Origin of the sequence: Simonsiella muelleri ATCC 29453 (genome assembly GCF_002951835.1) — a bacterium.
Lineage (GTDB): Bacteria > Pseudomonadota > Gammaproteobacteria > Burkholderiales > Neisseriaceae > Simonsiella > Simonsiella muelleri.
Window position 1 is genome coordinate 1097043 of record NZ_CP019448.1, and the last position, 21132, is coordinate 1118174.

Sequence of the window (21132 nt, forward strand, 5' to 3'; positions counted from 1 at the left end):
AAAATGATGTAATCAAATGTAATTAAAACATAACCCGACCTTTCAGGCAGCCTGAAAATAAAATTTTAATAAATCATTATATTAGTGTATGTCTATGTTTAAATACGCTTAAAAAATCATTTTATCGCCAAAATTTTTATGATAGCATCACTACAAACAGAAACAAGAAAGCTGTTACAAAATGAGAAATATTCAATTAAATCAAATTAAAAATCAATCTACTTGGGATGTGATTATCATCGGTGGTGGTGCATCGGGTTTGGGGGTAGCGGTGGATTGCGCCAGTCGTGGGTATCGGACTTTGTTGCTGGAGGCGCATGATTTTGCCAAAGGCACGTCCAGTCGTAGCACAAAATTGCTGCATGGTGGCGTACGTTATTTGGCGCAAGGCGATATTGCTTTGGTGAAAGAAGCTTTACGCGAACGAGGACGTTTGTTGAAAAATGCCGCGCATTTATCGCAAAAGCAAGCCTTTGTGATTGCAGAAAAAAATTGGTGGCAGGCGATGTATTACACCATTGGTTTGACGATATACGATTTTTTGGCGGGGCATTTGAGTATTGGTAAAACAAAATATTTACATCAAAATGAAGTGCGTACGCGTCTGAAAGAAATGCAGCCTGAAAAATTGCGCTATGGTGTATGTTATTACGATGGGCAATTTGATGATGCGCGTTTGGCGATTAATTTGGCGCAAACCGCAATAGAGCAGGGTGCATGTGTGCTGAATTATGTGCGTGTTACGCAATTGCAGAAAAATGCGCAAGGTAAAATTTCAGGCGTGTGCTGCGAAGATGTTTTGTCGGGTGAAATGTATGATTTGCAAGCGTCTTGTGTTGTCAATGCGACTGGTGTTTTTGCCAATGACATTATTCACATGGATACACCGCAAGCCGATGCGCACATTATTCCCAGTCAAGGTATTCATTTGGTGTTTGACCGTGAATTTTTATCGGGCGAAGATGCGTTGATGGTGCCTAAAACGTCTGATGGGCGTGTGTTATTTGCGGTGCCATGGTTAGGTAAGGTTGTGGTGGGGACAACCGATACACTTGTGAAAAATGTGACTTATGAACCTAAAGCGTTGGACGAAGAAATTGATTTTATTCTGAATACGGTTGCGGAATATTTTGTGAAAAAACCGACTCGCGCTGATGTGAAAAGTATTTTTGTTGGTTTACGTCCACTGGCTGCGCCCAAACAGGCAAATCAAAATACCAAATCGGTTTCACGCAGTCATCAAGTGGAAGTTGGGGAAAGCCAGTTGGTGCATATTTTTGGTGGCAAATGGACGACTTACCGACAAATGGCAGAAGACACCGTCAATACTGCCATTAAACATGGATTATTGATTGAAAAACCGTGTGTTACAGAGAATTTGTCAATTCATGGTAATACCAAAGATCCGATTTCAGGCAGTCTGAAATATTATGGTAGCGATGCAATTGCCATTCAAACTTGGCAGAATGAAAATGCAGATTTTGCCAAAAAAATTCATGAAAATTATGAATATACATTTGCACAAGTGGCTTGGGCGATGCAACACGAAATGGCACAAACACTGGAAGATGTGTTGGCAAGACGTATTCGTTTGTTGTTTTTAGATGCGCGGGCAGCGCGTGATTGTTCGCCCGATGTTGCCGAATTTATGGCGCAGCAGGGCGGTTTCTCACGCGATTGGATAAATGAACAGATTCAATCATTTCAATTGCTGTGTCAGCAATATATTTTAAAATAAATAACGTTAAAATTTCAGTAGGTTGGTTTTCTTTTTCTGCTTGTAGGGCAATGAGGAAGAGAATCTTCAGGCTGCCTGAAAATAAAAATCTTGCCAACCAATATGGAGCGCACAAGAGTGGGTATGGCGGCGATACGCCATGCCTTTAAATTTGAAAAAATATTTGGAGAAAAACATGAAATACATGATGGCACTTGATCAAGGCACAACTTCTTCGCGTGCAATTATTTTCAATCAACAAGGTGAAATTGTGTCGGTGGCACAAAATCCATTTACTCAATATTTCCCCAAATTGGGCTGGGTGGAACATGATGCCAAAGAAATTTGGGCTTCTCAAGTTTCTGTTTTAACAGAGGTTTTGGCTAAATCTCGTTTAGATGCCGCTAATATTCACGCCATCGGTATCACTAATCAACGTGAAACCACCATCGTGTGGGACAAAACCACAGGCGAACCCATTTACAATGCCATCGTCTGGCAAGACCGCCGCACTGCCAAATATTGCGATGAAATTCGTGCCGAAAAAAGCGAATGGATTCGCGCTAAAACTGGCTTGATTTTGGACGCATATTTTTCCGCTACCAAAGTCAAATGGATTTTGGACAACGTGGACGGCGCACGTTCCAAAGCCGAACAAGGCAAATTGGCTTTCGGAACAGTGGATTCTTGGTTGGTGTGGAATTTGACTCGCGGTAAAGTCCATGTTACCGACCCCAGCAACGCCAGCCGAACCATGCTCTACAATATCCACACCAAAGATTGGGACGATGAATTATTGGCATTATTTGACGTGCCACGCAGTATGCTGCCTGAAGTCAAAAGTTCTAGCGAAGTGTATGGTAAAACCGAAACACGTTTTACCGAATGTGCCATTCCGATTGCGGGTATCGCTGGCGATCAGCAAGCCGCTTTATTCGGACAATTGTGTACCGAAACGGGGATGCTGAAAAACACTTACGGTACAGGTTGTTTTTTGTTGATGAACACAGGCGAAAAAGCCATTGACTCTAAAAATAACCTTTTAACAACCATTGCATGGGAAATCAATGGCAAAACCACTTACGCTTTAGAAGGTGGCGTATTTGTCGGTGGGGCAGCGGTACAATGGTTGCGCGATGGTGCGCGGATTATTCGGACTGCGGCTGATGTGAATACATTGGCGGCAACTGTGGAAGACAACGGCGGCGTATATTTTGTGCCTGCGCTGACGGGTTTGGGTGCGCCTTATTGGGATCAGTATGCGCGTGGGGCATTTTTTGGCATCACGCGTGGCACAACCGATGGACATATGGCACGTGCCACGTTGGAAGGCATTGCATTCCAAGTTTATGACATTGTCAAAGCCATGGAAGCCGATGCAGGACAAGAAACCGTGCAATTACGTGTTGACGGGGGCGCGTGTCAAAGTGATTATTTAATGCAAACGCAAGCAGATTTATTTGCATTTGATATTGTGCGTCCGCAAATCATTGAGACCACAGCGTTAGGTGCGGCATATTTGGCAGGTTTGGCGACTGGCTACTGGAACAGCATTGATGATATTAAGGCGCAATGGCAAATTGACAAAGTATTTCAGCCACAAAAAGACCCCGAAAAAGTCAAACAAATGCTGCATTATTGGCATAAAGCTGTACGTGCTGCACAATATTGGATTGAAGAATAAGCATTTTTTTCAGGCTGCCTGAAAATATCGCCAACTCATGTGGATTAAAGTTAGAGTGGGTGTGGCGGCGATACGCCACGTTTTTCAAATAATAGTCTTTTAAAATTAAAAATACGACTGCATGGTTCGCTTCATTACTGGACGTATACGGCGGTCGCCTTGTTCTATTTTTATTTTAAACGACTATGGAAGAAAATGTTTTTTCAGGCAGCCTGAAAACCAAATCAATAATTTCACCGATAATATTTTTTAATTAAGGAGTAATCAAGATGAACATTTTTTTAGCAGAATTCATCGGGACAGCGTTGCTGATGTTGTTGGGTAATGGTGTGGTGGCAAGCTGTGTATTGAAAGGCACAAAAGCCAGTGGTTCGGGTTGGATGGTGATTACGACAGCGTGGGCGTTTGCGGTATTTGTTGGGGTAACGGTGGCTGCGCCTGTGAGTGGCGCACACTTGAATCCTGCGGTTACATTGGCGTTGGCGGTTAAAGGAGGGATTAGTTGGGGGTTATTACCAATTTATTTTGCAGGTGAATTTTTGGGCGCGGCGTTTGGGGCATTTTTGGTGTGGTTGATGTTCCGTGACCATTTTGCCATGACTGAAGACAACGGTGCAAAACAAGCTTGTTTTTGCACTTCGCCCGCGATTCGTCGCACCAGCAGCAATTTGATGAGTGAAATCATTGGCACGTTTGTTTTGATGTACACAATTTTACATTTTGCCGATGGCAGCGCAAATATTGCAGGAGAAATTGCACCAATTGGTTTGGGGACATTGGGCGGTTTGAACGTGGCGATTTTGGTGTGGGTGATTGGTTTATCATTAGGCAGTACAACGGGTTATGCGATTAATCCAGCGCGTGATTTATCGCCACGTTTGGTGATGCGATTGGTGCAACCACAACTCAATCCCGACTGGCAATACGCGTGGATTCCTGTGGTTGGACCTTTTGTGGGTGGGGTATTGGCGGTATTGGTTTCATTTATTTATTAATTTGTATCGGAAATATTTTCAGGCAGCAAATACGGTTGTGTTGTCCGCTCCTCGTCCTGTTTTTACTTTAAACGAAGATACATCAAAATCAGCAATAAAAATTCAAATATTATGTTATAATATTGCATTAAGCTACAATTTATCGCAATAAAGTGCTAATTTAAAAAGATTGTATAGAAAAGTTCATTGATAATGCGTATCAATTAATTTTTAATGATACTCATGTTTTTGTGATTAATTTTGGTCTGAATCATCATCGGATTGAATTGTCCAATTGTATTCATTAACGTGGATATTGTCGCCGAATGGGCGGTCATTGTGATGGCGTTCTTTTTCAAAATGGTTCAAAAATTCAATCATTTCTTCATGTGAAATGGGAAAATGTTCCAGTGTATCCCAGTCCACATTTTCGCCGTAATTGGATTGAGAAACAGGTGTTTTTTCAGGCAGCGTGGCAGCGAATTTCGCCCACGCTTCTTCTAATAATGTGAGTAGCGTACTGTTTTGTTGGATAAATTCGTTTAATTGTTCGGTGGTGGCATCGGGTTGCCAATGGGCTAAATGTTCGGCTTTCATTGTGAAATCATGGGGAAAACGGTTAAAATAAAGTGATTTTACGCGAAAAAAAATTTCAGGCTGCCTGAAAAGTATGTTTATAAAATAAATAATTAAATTGTATAGGAAAATTTATGAGTAATCACCCAGAGAATTTGCGCTACACCGCAGAACATGTTTGGGTACGCGATAATGGTAATGGCACTTTTACGGTGGGCGTTACGGATTTTGCGCAAAATGCATTGAATGATGTGGTGTTTGTGCAATTGCCGCTTGTGGATACGGCGGTGGTGGCTGATGAAGCCATTGGTTTATTGGAATCGGTTAAATCTGCATCTGATGTGTTTGCACCTGTGTCGGGCAATATTGTGCAAGTGAATGAAAAATTAGCATTATCGCCAGAATTGATTAATACCCATCCGTATGATGAAGGCTGGCTGTTTCAGATTTGTCCCAATAACGCAGCTGATGTTAATCAATTATTGAATTTCAATGATTATCAAAAAATCATTACTGTCTAAAATTTACCAATGATAAAATTTGGAGTAAATACCATGACTGATTCAAAACCGACTATGGCTAAGCCTTCACGTACCAATACTGCTATGCGAATTATTGAAACCAGTTTGCAATTATTTAACGAACAAGGTGAACGTAATATCAGCACCAATCATATTGCCAATCACATGGGCATTAGTCCTGGTAATTTGTATTATCATTTTGCCAATAAAGATGAAATTATTGTGCAATTATTCAAACGATATGGTAATGAATTATTAGCTTATTTTTCACAAAACAAGCTGCCTGAAAGCGTCCCGCAAATGGTTAATTATATGGCAGGTTTGTATGATGTGATGTGGAATTATCGTTTTTTATTCAGCGATGTGAACAGTTTATTGAATCGCAGCGTGGAATTATTGGGCGAACATAACGAATTTACACGCGATAAAATTGCGCCATTGTCGGTTAAATTGTTGTCTAAGTTGAATGAGTTAGGCGTAGTGGAGATTGACGAGCGCGGTAAACAAGATTTGGCAACTAATATGTGGTTGGTAACCAAATACTGGTTTGATTTTGATAGCTCCATGCAGCCAAAAGCCAAAATGACTGAAGATGCTAAAAAACGTGGCGTGTACCGTTCTTTGAGTTTGTTGCGCCCTTATTTGCGCCCACAGTACCAAGAAGAATTTGATAAGTTGGTTACTTTGTAATTGACATTCTTGATTTGCAAGCAGCCTGAAAACTCTTTTCATGTTTTCAGGCTGCTTTTATTTTTATGCAATTAAATCATTAAGCTGCTTTGTCTTTGCTCAAAGACATTTTAATCACTTGAATCGCAAATAATACCGCACCAGCAATAAATGTTACGTCCGAAATGGTACGAATCCAACGGAATAATTCCAAATAGTCTTGTTGGATAAACGCTTCACTACGCGCATACCACAAACCATGTGTTACGCTGGCAATCGCTTGGAATATGCCAATTGGCAACAAACTAGACAAAATCATACCGCATAAACCCGCATTCATTAACCAAAAACCGCGTGTCATGTATTTGCTGTCGTAAGTGAAATTGGGTTTGATGTAGCAACCCACCATCAGGACAAAACCCAATGCCAAGAAACCATACACACCAAATAATGCACCGTGTGCGTGTACCGCAGTTGTATTCAAACCTTGCAAGTAGAACAATTGAATCGGCGGATTAATCAAGAAACCAAATACACCCGCACCAATCATGTTCCAAAATGCAACTGCCGTGAAACACATCAAAGGCCAACGCAAACGTTTCATCCAAGGTGCAGCGTGTTGGTAAGACCAATGTTCATACGCTTCATGACCCAATAAAATCAATGGTACCACTTCTAATGCCGAGAATGATGCGCCAGTTGCCATCACAGGTGTTGTTGTGCCTGTGAAGTACAAGTGGTGGAATGTACCTGGTACACCGCCTACCAAGAACAGGCTGCCTGCAATCAAAGATGCAGTTGTTGCTGATTTGTAGCTTACCAAACCCAAGTTGTAGAACACAAATGCCAATGCCGCAGTCGCAAATACTTCAAAGAAGCCCTCAACCCACAGGTGAACCACCCACCAACGCCAGTATTCCATCACCGCCAAAGTGGTGTGTTCGCCGTAGAATAAGCCTGGTGCATAGAATGCGCCCACACCCACGATAGATGCCACGAAAATCGCCAATAGGTTTTTGTCGCCACCTTGTTTGAATGCTGGCACAGCGCAGCGCAACATCAAGAATAACCACAACAAGAAACCAACTGTTAGCAACAATTGCCAGAAACGACCTAAGTCTAAATATTCATAGCCTTGATGACCAAACCAAAAGTTTGCGCTGCCTGAAAGTTTGTTCAACACGATAGACGTAAAGTTACCTGCATAAGAACCCGCTACCACGATAAATAAAGCCACATACAATGCATTCACGCCTAAGGCTTGATATTTGGGGTCTTTACCACCGTTAATAATGGGGGCAATGAACAAACCAGCCGTCAGGAAACCAGTTGCAATCCAAAATAAAGCAGATTGCAAGTGCCAAGTACGCGCCAATGAATACGGTAAAAGGTCGGACAATGGAATGCCGTAAAAATGCTGCCCCTCAATCGTATAGTGCGCTACCAAACCACCGAGCAGAATTTGTACAATAAACAAAATCACGGTTAAGGCTGCATATTTCCACAGGGCTTTTTGTGAGGGTGTCAAGGACACTTTAGACAATGGATCCACATCGGGAATTTTGGGCGCAGGTTCATGTTTACGCAAGAAGTGGTAACCCCACACCAATAAGCCCACCCCCATCAACAAGAACACTACAGATGCAAATGACCAAACATAGTTTTCGGTTGTGGGTTTATTGTCAATCAAAGGCTCGTGCGGCCAGTTGTTGGTGTAAGTTGCCACGCTATTTGGACGGTTAGCCGATGCTGTCCAAGCTGTCCAGAAAAAGAATTGCGTTAAATGTTTACGCGATTCAAGGTCTGGCAGGGTGTTGGTTTTCATGGCGAAATTATCGCGAGTTTTGTTATACGCTGGATTATCGCCATATAAATCAATGTAATATTTAGAAACTTCTTCAATCGCTTTGGCGCGTGTATCAGACAATTTAACTGTGCCTGATGAGTCCATTGCACTTTGCTCACGATATTCTTGTTTCAAACGTGCTTGGACGATGGCTTTTTGGTCAAAAGACAAGTCATCAAATTTTTTGCCATAATCTTTTTGTGCGGTTAAATCCAACCACATAACCAATTCACGGTGCAAGAAATCGGCAGTCCAATCAGGGGCTTGATACGAACCATGCCCCAAAACTGAACCCAATTCCATACCACCTGTGCTTTGCCATGCAGATTGACCTTTCAAAATATCGTCTTTGGTAATCAGCGTTTGCCCAGATGCGGAAACGTATTTTTCTGGAAACGGTGGGGCTTGGCGATACACTTCTTTACCAAGATACCCAAGTAAACAGAACGTTACCGCCAGTACACCGAATAATGTGTACCATAGCTTTTTATACTGTCCCATGGTTATGCTCCTGAAAAACAATCAAAAATAATAAAACCATATTTGATTGTCGGTTAGTTTATTGCTGTTAAAATTTAGAATTATTCATCATTGATGAATGTTAAGGATTGTAGCACATTTTGCGACGAAATGAACATTCTATTTTTCAGGCTGCCTGAAAATAATGCGTGCCATATTATGGAATGATTCTAATCATCTTATGTGATAAATTATATTTTAAATCATTTTGTTGTGTATTGATTTGCATCAAAATTTTATAAACTCATAAAAAATGAATCTTTATTGAAAGTTATTTGATTTATGTCAATATCTGTTAATGAATCTTAACACATAATACACACAACGCAGCAATATAAATAAGTACTAAAAATCTTTTCAGGCTGCCTTTATTTTGTATTTTTACACTAATTATTTTGACTTATTTTATAAAATCAGGAAGGAACAACCATGAAACTTCGTACGCTAGCGATGCTGATTGCCACCACTTTCGCTGTGGCAGCCTGCGCACCACAGGCTCCCGCCAATCAATCCGCAACACAGGATAAAACCACAGCACCAACCAACGACAACAAAAAAGCAGCCGAAACCGAAACGGCTGTGGCAGATTTACCCGTGATTGATGCGGTGATGACACACGCGCCCGAAGCACCACCACCAGTGAACCGCGACCACGCCGCTCGCGTGAAAGTAAAAATTGAAGTACAAGAAAAAGTGATGCAATTGTCTGATGGCGTTGAGTACAAATTTTGGACATTCGGTGGTCAAGTTCCTGGACAAATGATTCGTGTACGCGAGGGCGATATTGTGGACGTGGAGTTTGCTAACCGCACCGATTCTACTGTACCACATAATATTGACTTCCACGCCGCCACAGGTCCTGGCGGCGGTGCTGAAGCGTCGTTTACCGCACCAGGACACGTTTCTAATTTTAGTTTTAAAGCATTACAGCCAGGTTTGTATATTTACCATTGTGCCACTGCGCCTGTGGGTATGCACATTGCCAACGGTATGTATGGTTTGATTTTGGTTGAACCCAAAGAAGGTTTACCAAAAGTGGATCGCGAATACTATGTGGTTCAAGGTGATTTCTACACCAAAGGCAAGTATGGCGAACGCGGTTTGCAAACATTTGATATGGAAAAAGCCATTAAAGAGCAGCCTGAATACGTGGTATTCAATGGTAAAGTCGGTTCTATCGCTGGCGACAACGCTTTGAAAGCAAAAGTAGGCGAAACTGTGCGTTTATTTGTGGGCAATGGCGGTCCGAACTTGGTGTCTTCATTCCATGTGATTGGTGAAATTTTTGATAATGTTCATGTGGAAGCAGGTAGCTTAGTCAATCAAAATGTTCAAACCACTTTGGTTCCTGCTGGTGGTGCGGCGATGATTGATTTCAAAATTGATGTACCTGGAACATATAATTTGGTAGACCACTCTATTTTCCGTACGTTCAATAAAGGTGCATTGGGACAAATTAAAGCCGAAGGTGCTGAAAATAAAAATATTTATTCTGGTAAAATTACCGAAGGCGTATATCAAGTTGAGGGCGGCGCAATCCAAGAAACCCCAATGAGTGCCAGCGAAACTGCTAAAGCTGCCGAAGGTTCACCAACCGCGAAAAACAAAGAAGACCGTATTCGTTTGGGCGAAATTGGTTATAAAAATAACTGCTTGGCTTGTCATGGCGCAGAAGGTAAAGGCGTGGAAGGTGCGTTCCCTCCATTGGCAAATTCGGATTATTTGAATGCTGATCCTAAACGTGGTATCCATGCGGTAACACGCGGTTTGAGTGGTGAAATCACTGTAAATGGCAAAAAATACAACAGCGTGATGCCAGCTTTGGCTACTTTGCCCGATGAATATGTTGCGAATATTTTGACTTATGTGTTGAATAATTTTGGTAACAAAGGTGGCGAAGTTACCCCTGCCGATGTCAGTGAGTATCGTAAATCCAAATAATAGTTAGGCAATAAAAATAGGCAGCTTGAAAATGTATTAATGCATTTTCAGGCTGCCTGAAAGTTTTATTTCATTGATTTATTGATTATAACGGCGACACATTCACATCAGACGCGCTGCCCACCAAGCGCACACGTTTACCAACCGTCAAGCCTGCTTCTTTTTTTTGTACCACGACAATTTCAGCACCATCGTCTTTGCGAATGACCATTTCTAATGAAGCAACTTTACTCATGCCTTGTTCAATTTGATTGCCGACAATTGCGCCCACCGTGCCAACCAATACGCCCAATAAATCGCTACCGCGTCCGCCGCCCATGCTAGAACCTGCAATGCCCCCCAATGCGCCACCAGCGGTTGTGCCAATCACGCCTGAACTGGGTGCTTGAATTTGGACTTCGCGCACAGATACAATTGTGCCATAGCTGATTGCGCGTGTTTCTTTGGCTTGGCTGCTGGTGTAAACGTTGCCACTGTAAATGGATTTGTTTGCACAACCTGTTACCGCCAAAGCTGCCATTAATGTCGTTAAAATAATGTTTTTTTTCATGATGTTAATCTTTCAAGTGGTTGGAAAAGTCAATTTGTAACATAGCAGCCCGAAACTCATCAAGCTGGTTTATCTAGATGATGAACACAGGTTCTTAACTTACGCCAGCATTTTCCATACCATTTGTGTTGCAATTAAGAATAGTAAAATACCCATTGCCATTTTCAATTTGTCAGGCGACAGTTGATGAGACACCTTCACACCTAATGGCGCAAAAATAACCGTACACACCGACAACGCCACGACCACAGGTAAATACACAAATCCCAGTGTATGTTCAGGCAGCCCCTGAATGTGCCAACCCGAATATACATAACCCATTAATCCAGCAACAGAAATCGTCCATGCCAACGCTGCCGATGTGCCTGTTGCCAAATGAATCGGAACGTTGCAATACGTCATAAATGGCACAGACAACGAACCACCGCCAATTCCCACCCAGCTAGACAACACGCCAATAACATTGCCAATACCAAATAAACCAGCAGGTTGGGGCAGTTGGCGTGTGGGTTTGGGTTTGAGTTTGAGTAACATTTGTATCGCAATCAAATACAAAAAAATCACGAAAAAAATCTTCAAAAATAAAGCAGGCAAATATTTTGACAAAGCAGAACCCAGTAAACCTCCAATAATTACCGCAGGCGATAAGTATTTGACAATTTGCCAATTAATGGATTTTTTGCGATGTTGTGCCCATGCGCTAGATAAAGTGGTAAAAATCATGATGGCAAATGAAGTCCCTAATGCGATGTGTTGTGTGTATTCGCTGACCACACCTTGTTTGTGCAGCAACCACAGCACAATTGGCACGATAATCGTTCCACCGCCTACCCCCAATAATCCTGCTAAAAATCCTGCCAATGCACCCGATAAAATCAGCGCAATCATTATTTCAGTTGTCCACATGGTTTGTTTTCCTACTGTCAAGGTATCAAACGCATTATATATTGATTTAGTGCGTTTCAGGCTGCCTGAAAACTGCTACAATCGCGATTTTAAAATTTTCAATAAGTTGATTCAAATGAAAGCCAGTCAATTTTTTATCTCTACACTCAAAGAAGCTCCCGCCGAAGCCACGCTTGCTAGCCACAAACTGATGTTGCGTGCAGGTTTGATTAAAGCCAATGCGTCGGGTTTGTACACTTGGATGCCGATGGGTTTGCGCGTGTTGCGTAAAGTGGAAAACATTGTCCGCGAAGAAATGAACCGTGTAGGCTGTGTGGAATTGTTGATGCCTGTCATTCAATCTGCCGATTTATGGAAAGAATCGGGACGGTGGCAATTTTACGGCGATGAATTGTTGCGCATTACCGACCGCCATGACAACGAATTTTGTTTCAGCCCAACTTGCGAAGAGATGATTACGGACATTGTTCGCAAAGAAATCAACTCATACAAGCAATTACCTAAAAATTTCTATCATATTAATACAAAATTTCGTGATGAACGCCGCCCACGATTTGGCGTGATGCGTGCGCGTGAATTTGTGATGAAAGATGCGTATTCATTCCACGCAGATTTTGAGTCGTTGGTGCGCGATGGTTATCAGCCGATGTACGATGCTTATTGTCGTATTTTTAACCGATTGGGCTTGAATTTCCGTCCTGTGGCGGCGGATACAGGCAGCATTGGGGGCACAGGTTCGCATGAATTTCAAGTGTTGGCGGACAGTGGCGAAGACGTGATTGCGTACAGCGACAGCTCTGATTACGCAGCAAATGTGGAATTGGCACAAACGTTGCCGCTTTCAGGCAGCCGCGCTGCCGCGCAAAAATCATTGGAAAAAATCCATACACCTAATACAAAAACAATTGAACAACTTGTCCAATTTTTAAATATTCCCGTTGAAACCACGTTGAAATCTATTGTCGTAGAAGGCAAAGAAGACGGCGAAATCGTGTTGCTGTTATTGCGTGGCGACCACGAATTTAACGACATCAAAGCCGAAAAATTGGCAGACGTGAAATCGCCTTTGACAATGGCAAGCGCGGAATCCATTTTGGCACAATTTGGTGCAAATGGCGGCTCGCTTGGACCAGTTGGCTTTAAAGGCAAAGTGTATGCGGATTTTGCCACCGAAAAAGGTGCAGATTGGGTGATTGGCGCAAATCAAGATGATTACCACTACACAGGTTTCAACTTCGGGCGCGATGCGGCTGAACCTGAATTTGTGGATTTACGTAATGTGGTGGCAGGCGACCCCAGCCCTTGCGGTTCAGGCAGCCTGAAACTGGCACGCGGTATTGAAGTCGGGCACGTTTTCCAATTGCGTACCAAATATTCTGAAGCGATGAATGCGACTTTCTTGGACAACAATGGCAAATCGCAAATCATGGAAATGGGTTGCTATGGTATTGGCGTAACGCGCGTGGTGGCGGCAGCGATTGAGCAAAACAATGATGAAAAAGGCATTATTTGGACTGATGCGATGGCACCATTTACCGTGGTGATTGTGCCAATGAATTACAAAAAATCGGCAGATGTCAAAGCGGCAGCTGATAAAATTCACGCTGAATTGCTGGCGCAAGGAGTTGACGTATTATTGGATGACCGTGATGAACGCGCAGGCGTGTTGCTTGCTGACAGCGAATTGTTGGGCATTCCGCACCGCATTGTGATTGGCGATAGAGCGTTGAAAGAGGGCAACGTGGAATACGCCGAGCGCAAAGTGGGTGAATCTCAAAGTATCGCGGTAAATGAGATTGTTGGCAAAATCAAAAATGTATTAGCCAAATAATTTTTCAGGCAGCCTGAAAGTCTTCCATCAACAATCTTTCAGGCTGCCTGAAACTTTTTAAAGTTGATTAAAGTATAAATATTTTTATAATTCAAATGCTTAATATTATTCTTCCTCATTTTTTGCGCGACCCTGACGAGCGTTTGCCCAAAATTCACACGCCAGCATTCAATCAAATTTTGCGGTTTGCGCGTGTTCAGGCTGCCTTGTACAGTACGGCGGATTTGTATCAAACTTATTTGTGTAACCAACTCACGCTGCCTGAATATTGCGCCTATGCCAGCCCACTTAGCCAGCAAGTTGGCATGAATAATATTGTTGTGCAACATGGCAGCAGCCTTGACATCACGCCCAATGAAGCGCAAATTTTGTGTGCTGGACTGAATCAATTTTATGGCGGAGACGCGCAATTTACGCCAATTCGTCCTGATTTGTGGCAAATTAAATTATCACAACTTATTGATTGGAAAATTGAAAATATTTTTAACTTGCATCAAATTTTGAATCCAGACAACGCCCCAAATGATTGGTTGCAACTGTCCACCGAAGCGCAAATGTGGCTCCACAGCCACCCCATCAATCAAAACCGAAAACCTTGTTCCATCAATGCATTATGGTTTTGGAATGCGCCAGCCGACAAAGCGTATCATGCCAGTGCAGCCGTTGCTACCGACAGTGCGTGGACGAGCCACAGCAGCCTGAATATTCAGCCGTTGCCCGATGATTTTCAGGGATGGCGACTGGCGTGTGAAAATCACAAAATTGATTTAAATGAAACGGTTATTTTCAGTGAGAAATTTGTGAATGTTGGTAATGCGTGGACGTATGCCGACACGTTGGCACAATGGGATGCGCAATTTTTTGCGCCAGTTTGGGCAGATTTATGTTCAGGCAGCTTAAAAAATGTGCGAATTGTGTGTGAAAAAAATACATTAACTGTTTCCAGTCAAGCGCGTTTTGCGTTTTGGAAACGGTTAAAATCTTTTGATGGTAAACAATTTTAAATTTGCTAATTTATAAAATTTCTCAATAAAATCAATCTATATTGATGACTTTTTTCAGTTTGCGCGATGTTGGTAAAAAGAGGGTGGTTTTGCGTTTGATGAACGGTATTCCAGCCTATGTGTGGTATTTTGTGAGTAAATTTCCTTGTGAATCAGTGTGTTTTGCGGAGAAACGTTTCATGCTGCCTGAAAATCAGCCCAATCCAGTGGTGCTGTCTCTTCGCTGTGATTAAACAGCAACTGTGCATCCACGTAAATACCGAAAAATGGCTTGTTGCGCAATGCGTTTAATGCGGTAAATTTTAAGAACCTGTGTTCATAATCTTGATAGCCACTTTCTTGTATTCGCAAAAATTATCAATAAAATCAATTTGTCAATCTTACGAACACAGGTTCTAAATATAGAGAATAGGGCGGTTTCTTGTTTCAGCATCATAACTTTGACCGCAACTAATTAAATGGCACAGTCAAAATACAAATTAACAAGCGATTTTTTTGCCATTTTGTGGGTGTAATTCAACAATTTTTCTGGAAAATTCAAACCGCTTACCATCGTCAGATTCCGTAAAATTGGGAAAATAATAATATCTTCCAAACTCAATTCTTTACCATTAAGCCATTCTTTCGACACCATCAACGCGTCTAATTCAACAAAATATTGCTGCATTTGCGTGATGTATTCATTGGTTTTGTGAAAATTCTCTTCAAAATCACCAATCAATTTCTTTTTATGTTCAATAAAATAAACCACCGAAGACGGTTTGGCAAATTCCGCCAAACCCAATTGCACACTGCGTGGCATAACCAAACGGTTGTAAAATACGTTCACTTGCTCAAACCAGTTTTGAATTTCAGAACGAACGGATTCTAATGGCGAATAACCAGACAATTCATTGATATAACTGACAATATCTAAACTCTCCCCCATGTATTTACCATCGGATTTTTGTAAAATCGGTACTTGCTTTACGCCAATCATGTTAATGGGTGTGATTTCATCATCGTTTAATAATGTGATTTCTTCGGTTGCCATTTCGCGTAATCCAAAAATCATGCGGGCGCGTACACAAAATGGGCAATGGTCGTAAATGTATAATTTCATAGTTAATTTCCTTTCAGGCAGCCTGAAAAATTAAGCGGATAAACCATCCATTAACATTGCATCAATCGCATCGCACAATGCGTGAACCAGCACAATATGCACTTCCTGAATGCGTGCTGTACGCGGATACGGTACGTTCAGCAATACATCTCCATCGCGCAACATCGCTGCGATTTTGCCTCCATCGCGTCCCGTGAATGCAATGACATTCATGTCGCGTTCATGAGCGGCTTTGATGGCTTCAATCACATTAGCGGAATTGCCCGAAGTGGAAATGCCAACCAACACATCACCCGAACGTCCTAAGGCGCGGACTTGTTTGCTAAAAACATGCTCAAAGCCGTAGTCATTGCCAATGGCTGTGAGTGCAGATGTGTCGGTGGTTAGGGCGATGGCAGCTAATTCCATGCGTTCGCGTTCAAAACGCCCTGTCATTTCGGCGGCAAAATGTTGCGCATCTGCGGCAGAACCGCCATTGCCACAAATTAAAATTTTGCCATCATTGGCGAGTGCGTTAAATAACAACAACGCGGCTTCGGCAGTGGCATCAGGCAACACTTGTTGCGCTAACTGTTTGACTTTAATGCTTTCTTCAAAATGAGCGTGAATACGTTCTTGTAAGGGGTTCATGGGATTATCCTGTGATGTTTTGAATCCATTGAGGAGCGGCATCGCCTTGCAGCAACACAGCATCTAAACGACACGGCGCGTGAATGGAATAAGTTTGCAAATAGCATTCAATAGTTTTTTGTAATTTTACCAATTTACTGGGCGTGATGCTGTACGCTGCACCACCAAATGCGCCAGTTTTGCGGAATTTAACTTCTACAAATACAATGGTTGCACCAAATTGCATAATCAAATCAATTTCACCATAACGACAATGCCAATTTTGCACGATAAGTTCGCCACCTTGTTGCTGGAGAAATTGCAAAGCGCGTTGTTCGGCGGCTTGACCTGAGGGGTGGTTGAGTTTCATATTTCAGGCTGCCTGATTTTTTCGTGCGGCTTGTTCGGCGGCGGTTAGGGCGATTTTATTGCGGACATACAATAATTCGGCGGCTTCGGGCGCAGTGGCTGGATAACGCCCCGTTTGCGCCAACGCCCAATAATCGGCTGCTGTAGGCATTTTCAGGCTGCCTGAAAACGCAGGCGCATCAGCTAACGCAAACGCATTACCAACACCGCGTACATTTGTCGCCAAAATATGTTCAGGCAGCCTGATTTCACTGGCTTTACCTACACAGTAATTACTTAATTTAATGTGATTTTTCGTATCAAACCACGCATAAAATACTTCACCCATTCGCGCATCGGTTGCCGCCAAAACGCATTCACAATCAGGCTCTTGATACGCCACCGCATCCAAACAAGGTACGCCAATCAATGGCGTATCAAACGGTGTCGCCAAACCTTGCGCCACGCCCACACCAATGCGTAAACCCGTGAATGCACCCGCACCTTTGGCATACACAATCGCGCCCAAATCCATGCTGTTGCAGCCTATTTTATTCATTAAATTAAGAATTTGTGGCAAAATTTGTTGAGATTGTTGATGCCCAACTTCGGCGTGAAATTCGGCTTTCAGGCTGCCTGAAAATAAGGCAAGTGATAAAAAAGTCGTTGAAGTATCAATAGATAAAATGGGGCGTGTAAAATCAGGTTGCATGATTTGTCTGAATAATCAAAAAATAATGTGGATTATAACACGCTGATTTTTTCAGGCTGAAGCCTTTGTGGTGTCTAAAATCGTTGTACCGTAGCGCAGTGAGGTAGTCTTTTTTTCGGAAAAACCTAATCTCTTGAAAATCAGGTAAAATACATTTTTTTAACAAAGGAAAATTGATTATGAAAACCCAATTATGCTTGATTGCCACTGCTTTTTTACTTGCCGCTTGTGGCAATAAAGCCGACAAAATCGGTGAAGCATCCACTGTATTCAATATGTTAGGCAAAAATGACCGCATTGAAGTGGAAGCCTTTGATGACCCCGATGTCAAAGGTTTATCGTGCTTTTTGTCTTACGCAAAAAAAGGTGGCTTGAAAGAAACGGTTAATTTAGAAGAAGATGCCTCCGATGCCTCTGTGTCGTGTGTGCAAACCGCCCCAATGGTTGAATTTCACGAAAGCGTTGTCACCAAACCGCGTAAAGTGTTCAAACGCGATGCCAGTTTCGCTTTCAAAAGCCTGCAAATCATGCGCTACTACGATGCCAAACGTAAAGCATTCGCTTACATGGTATACAGCGATAAAATTGTACAAGGTTCGCCGAAAAATTCGGTTAGCGCGTGGTCTTGTTTAGGCAATGTGGCAAATCGCTCTAATGTCGCTGTTGCCAGTGCGTCCGTACCTGCCACCACTCCAGCCAGTCAAACCGTTGGCACGTGTCAAATTTCACAGTAACCCACAATCTTTCAGGCTGCTTAATTGACCATGATGGACAATTCAGGCAGCCTGAAAAATGAGGGTCGTTTCATGCTTGTTGGACGCGCATTTCTATTTCTTCCAATAATTAGGCGTCAACAACATCAACACCGTAAAAATTTCTAATCGCCCTAACAACATAATAATTGTACAAATCCATTTTTGTATATCACTCAATGCCGCGTAATTTTGGCTCGGGCCAATACTCCCTAAACCTGGCCCCGCATTGGTAATACACGCAATCACTCCCGTGAGAGCAGTCAAAAAATCCAAACCCGTTATCATCAACGCAAACGTAAACACCACTACCGTCATAAAATACACAAAAATAAATGCCATAATCGCCATTGTGGTGCGTTCAGGTAGCGTTCTGCCGTTTACTTTAACCGTGCGGACAGCATCGGGGTGCAGCAGCAGCGTGATTTCACGCAAAGAAAATTTCCACAACGCCAATGCCCTCGCCAATTTTACCCCTCCTCCCATTGAACCTGTGTTCGCCAACACATTCGCCAAAAAAAACATCCACAACGATACAATCAAAGGCCAAGTTGCAAAATCTGTATTGGCAAATCCACTCGCCAATCCCACCGACACAAAATTAAAACTCACATAGCGAAACGCATCGAATAAAGAATAAAATCCCTTATCATACAAATACAAACTGCACACCACAATGCTGCCTGAAAGCAATAATAACATGATTCTGCATTCTTCATCATGCCAATACGAGCGCAAGCTTTTTTGACGTAACACCGCAAAATGATTGGCAAAATTAATGCCCCCCGCCAAAGTTGCCAACATAATCAAACCCTCAATCAATGGCGATTGAAAATAAGCAACGCTATTATCGTGCGTGGAAAATCCACCCAATGCAAATGTAGACATCGCATGACACATCGCATCAAACCAATCCATACCCGCCCAATGCAACAACAAACCAATCAATACCGTACAACCCAAATAAAATCCCCATAATCGTTTAGCGACTTGTGAAACACGTGGCGCAACTTTGGCATCTTTGTCAATGCCTGGAATTTCGGCTTTCAGCAGTTGCGTCCCCCCCACGCCCAGCATCGGCAACACCGCCACCGCCAACACAATAATCCCCATTCCCCCCAACCAATTCAACATATGTCGCCACAAATTAATAGACGGCGCAATATTATCCAACCCCGTAATCACAGTCGCACCCGTTGTGGTTAAACCACTCATGGCTTCAAAAAACGCATCAGTAAACGAAATCTCACCAAAATACAAATACATTGGCATCGCCGCCACCATCGCAAATTCCAACCACAACAACACCACCAACGTGAAACCATCACGCGGACGTAATTCACGTTGATATTGATAAGTCGCCAACCAAACCACCAATGACACCAGCACCGTGATAAAAGTCGTTTCTGCAAATGCCATAAAAGCATGATCACCAAATAAGTGTGAAATGGTAGTCGGTACAAAAGTCAGCAATGAAAACAATAAGCTGAGTTTAGACAACATATGAATAATGGGTAATAATTTATACATAATTTTCATAAAAGTTTCAGGCAGCCCGAAATTGTGCCACGCGCTTATGCGATAATCAACATTCTTGTTTTTTAGGAAAGCATAATGAATGATTTATTTGCCCCTGCTGCGTTAAGTGTATCCGAACTGAACAGCATTGCACGACAATTATTAGAAAATCAACTAGATGGCTTGTGGATTAGTGGCGAAATTTCCAATTTAACCCGCGCCGCCAGTGGGCACTATTATTTTGCACTCAAAGACGCACACGCCCAAGTACGATGCGCTCTATTCCGCCAAACCGCCACACGTTTAGCGATACCACTCAAAGACGGTGATCACATTGAATTAACAGGAAAAATAAGCATTTACGAAGCACGTGGCGAATACCAAATTACCGTGAATGATATGCGAACATTAGGCTTGGGTGATTTGTATGTACGCTACGAAAAATTAAAAAACACTTTACAAAACGAAGGCTTGTTTGACAGCAGCCATAAAAAAAGGCTGCCTGAAAAACCACGCGCCATTGGGATTGTAACCAGTTTAGCGGCGGCGGCATTACGTGATGTGGCATCTACGTTACGCCGCCGTGCGCCACACATTCCGATAATTGTCTACCCCACGCCTGTTCAGGGTGCAGGCAGCGAGAAAAAAATAGCTCAAGCTATTGAATTAGCAAATAAAAGAAATGAAGTTGATGTGTTATTAATTTGCCGTGGCGGTGGCAGCATGGAAGATTTATGGGCGTTTAACGAAGAAATTGTGGCGCGAACCATTGCCGCGAGCCAATTGCCAACCGTAAGCGGCGTGGGGCATGAAACCGATTTCACATTAGCCGATTTTGTCGCCGATGTCCGCGCTCCCACACCAACCGCCGCCGCCGAATTGGTCAGCCCAAATCAAGAAGAAATCATCAAACATATCAATCAATTATACGAAAAATTACAACGCAGCATCACTCAACATTACCAAAATGCCAGTCAACAATTGGATTTTCTTGCCAAACAAATTCGCCACCCAAGAGAAAAATTAAATATACAAAAACAACAACTTGAAAATTTTCAGGCAGCATTATCACAAAATATGGCGCATCATTTTGCCATCCAGCAAACGCGTTTACAACACGCCAGCGCACTGCTGAATGCGGTTGCGCCACAAAATGTGCTACAACGTGGTTTTGCGATGGTGCAAACCACGCATGGCAAAGTCGTGCAATCTTCAGGCAGCCTGAAAACAGGGCAAAAATTGCGACTGGTGTTTGCTGATGGTACGCGTGATGTGCGCGTAGAAAATAATCCAAATGGGGAATTATTTGATTGATTTTCAAATTAAAAATAAAACGTTATCATCATATTGCGT

At 42.6% G+C, this 21132-nt stretch carries 19 protein-coding genes and 1 pseudogene; 10 read left to right on the plus strand and 10 right to left on the minus strand.

The genetic code is table 11. The features are described 5' to 3' along the window. Positions 1–181 precede the first annotated feature (181 nt). From BWP33_RS05305 to BWP33_RS05315, 3 genes are all read left to right on the plus strand, one after another. Entirely contained in the window at positions 182–1738 is a 1557-nt protein-coding gene (locus BWP33_RS05305; protein ID WP_002642018.1) for a glycerol-3-phosphate dehydrogenase/oxidase, read from the plus strand. A gap of 175 nt (positions 1739–1913) precedes the next feature. After that, on the plus strand, positions 1914–3401 hold the full coding sequence (gene glpK, locus BWP33_RS05310) for a glycerol kinase GlpK (RefSeq protein WP_002642017.1): 1488 nt from the start codon (positions 1914–1916) through the stop codon (positions 3399–3401). 269 nt (positions 3402–3670) lie between these two features. Further along, on the plus strand, positions 3671–4396 hold the full coding sequence (locus BWP33_RS05315; RefSeq protein WP_002642016.1) for an MIP/aquaporin family protein: 726 nt from the start codon (positions 3671–3673) through the stop codon (positions 4394–4396). Positions 4397–4630: 234 nt separating this feature from the next. On the opposite strand, the gene BWP33_RS05320 is transcribed toward BWP33_RS05315, so the two are convergent. After that, positions 4631–4972, minus strand: coding sequence for a hypothetical protein (locus tag BWP33_RS05320; RefSeq protein ID WP_002642015.1), 342 nt, complete (start codon positions 4970–4972; stop codon positions 4631–4633). 113 nt (positions 4973–5085) lie between these two features. On the opposite strand from BWP33_RS05320, the gene gcvH reads away from it, so the two are divergent. Further along, entirely contained in the window at positions 5086–5472 is a 387-nt protein-coding gene (gene gcvH / locus BWP33_RS05325; protein ID WP_002642014.1) for a glycine cleavage system protein GcvH, read from the plus strand. 54 nt (positions 5473–5526) lie between these two features. After that, on the plus strand, positions 5527–6162 hold the full coding sequence (locus BWP33_RS05330; RefSeq protein WP_040629034.1) for a TetR/AcrR family transcriptional regulator: 636 nt from the start codon (positions 5527–5529) through the stop codon (positions 6160–6162). Between the two features lie 79 nt (positions 6163–6241). On the opposite strand, the gene BWP33_RS05335 is transcribed toward BWP33_RS05330, so the two are convergent. Then, on the minus strand, positions 6242–8488 hold the full coding sequence (locus BWP33_RS05335; protein ID WP_002642012.1) for a nitric-oxide reductase large subunit: 2247 nt from the start codon (positions 8486–8488) through the stop codon (positions 6242–6244). A 447-nt stretch (positions 8489–8935) separates the two neighbouring features. Here BWP33_RS05335 and nirK point away from each other — a divergent pair, with 447 nt between their 5' ends. Then, positions 8936–10447, plus strand: a complete 1512-nt coding sequence (nirK, locus tag BWP33_RS05340; RefSeq protein ID WP_002642011.1) for a copper-containing nitrite reductase — start codon at positions 8936–8938, stop codon at positions 10445–10447. A gap of 85 nt (positions 10448–10532) precedes the next feature. On the opposite strand, the gene BWP33_RS05345 is transcribed toward nirK, so the two are convergent. Then, positions 10533–10997: an outer membrane lipoprotein gene (locus tag BWP33_RS05345; RefSeq protein ID WP_002642010.1), complete on the minus strand. Its 465-nt coding sequence runs from the start codon at positions 10995–10997 to the stop codon at positions 10533–10535. 99 nt (positions 10998–11096) lie between these two features. Next, positions 11097–11903, minus strand: coding sequence for a sulfite exporter TauE/SafE family protein (locus tag BWP33_RS05350; RefSeq protein WP_002642009.1), 807 nt, complete (start codon positions 11901–11903; stop codon positions 11097–11099). 115 nt (positions 11904–12018) lie between these two features. Between BWP33_RS05350 and BWP33_RS05355 the strand changes: the two genes are divergently transcribed. Beyond that, positions 12019–13734 (plus strand): proline--tRNA ligase, encoded by a 1716-nt coding sequence (locus BWP33_RS05355; protein WP_002642008.1) that lies wholly within the window; start codon positions 12019–12021, stop codon positions 13732–13734. A gap of 95 nt (positions 13735–13829) precedes the next feature. Beyond that, the gene (locus BWP33_RS05360) at positions 13830–14738 is read left to right on the plus strand and encodes a hypothetical protein (RefSeq protein ID WP_002642007.1); all 909 of its coding nucleotides are present in this window, start codon (positions 13830–13832) and stop codon (positions 14736–14738) included. Between the two features lie 5 nt (positions 14739–14743). Here BWP33_RS05360 and BWP33_RS12905 read toward each other — a convergent pair. The 5 genes and pseudogenes from BWP33_RS12905 to tsaB form a co-directional block, all read right to left on the minus strand. Continuing rightward, positions 14744–15026 (minus strand): annotated as a pseudogene (locus BWP33_RS12905) (type 1 glutamine amidotransferase family protein); the annotation flags it as partial. Positions 15027–15192: 166 nt separating this feature from the next. Next, on the minus strand, positions 15193–15840 hold the full coding sequence (gene grxB / locus BWP33_RS05370; RefSeq protein ID WP_002642005.1) for a glutaredoxin 2: 648 nt from the start codon (positions 15838–15840) through the stop codon (positions 15193–15195). 30 nt (positions 15841–15870) lie between these two features. After that, positions 15871–16470 carry a phosphoheptose isomerase gene (locus BWP33_RS05375; protein WP_002642004.1) on the minus strand — a complete coding sequence of 200 codons (600 nt, stop codon included), beginning with the start codon at positions 16468–16470 and terminating at the stop codon, positions 15871–15873. Between the two features lie 4 nt (positions 16471–16474). Further along, entirely contained in the window at positions 16475–16819 is a 345-nt protein-coding gene (locus BWP33_RS05380) for a YraN family protein (protein ID WP_002642003.1), read from the minus strand. Positions 16820–16822: 3 nt separating this feature from the next. After that, positions 16823–17509 (minus strand): tRNA (adenosine(37)-N6)-threonylcarbamoyltransferase complex dimerization subunit type 1 TsaB, encoded by a 687-nt coding sequence (tsaB, locus tag BWP33_RS05385; protein ID WP_002642002.1) that lies wholly within the window; start codon positions 17507–17509, stop codon positions 16823–16825. A 179-nt stretch (positions 17510–17688) separates the two neighbouring features. Here tsaB and BWP33_RS05390 point away from each other — a divergent pair, with 179 nt between their 5' ends. After that, on the plus strand, positions 17689–18243 hold the full coding sequence (locus BWP33_RS05390; protein ID WP_002642001.1) for a CreA family protein: 555 nt from the start codon (positions 17689–17691) through the stop codon (positions 18241–18243). A gap of 93 nt (positions 18244–18336) precedes the next feature. On the opposite strand, the gene BWP33_RS05395 is transcribed toward BWP33_RS05390, so the two are convergent. Beyond that, entirely contained in the window at positions 18337–19791 is a 1455-nt protein-coding gene (locus BWP33_RS05395) for a TrkH family potassium uptake protein (RefSeq protein WP_040629033.1), read from the minus strand. Between the two features lie 84 nt (positions 19792–19875). Here BWP33_RS05395 and xseA point away from each other — a divergent pair, with 84 nt between their 5' ends. After that, positions 19876–21093, plus strand: a complete 1218-nt coding sequence (gene xseA, locus BWP33_RS05400) for an exodeoxyribonuclease VII large subunit (protein WP_002641999.1) — start codon at positions 19876–19878, stop codon at positions 21091–21093. The last annotated feature ends 39 nt before the right edge of the window (positions 21094–21132 follow it).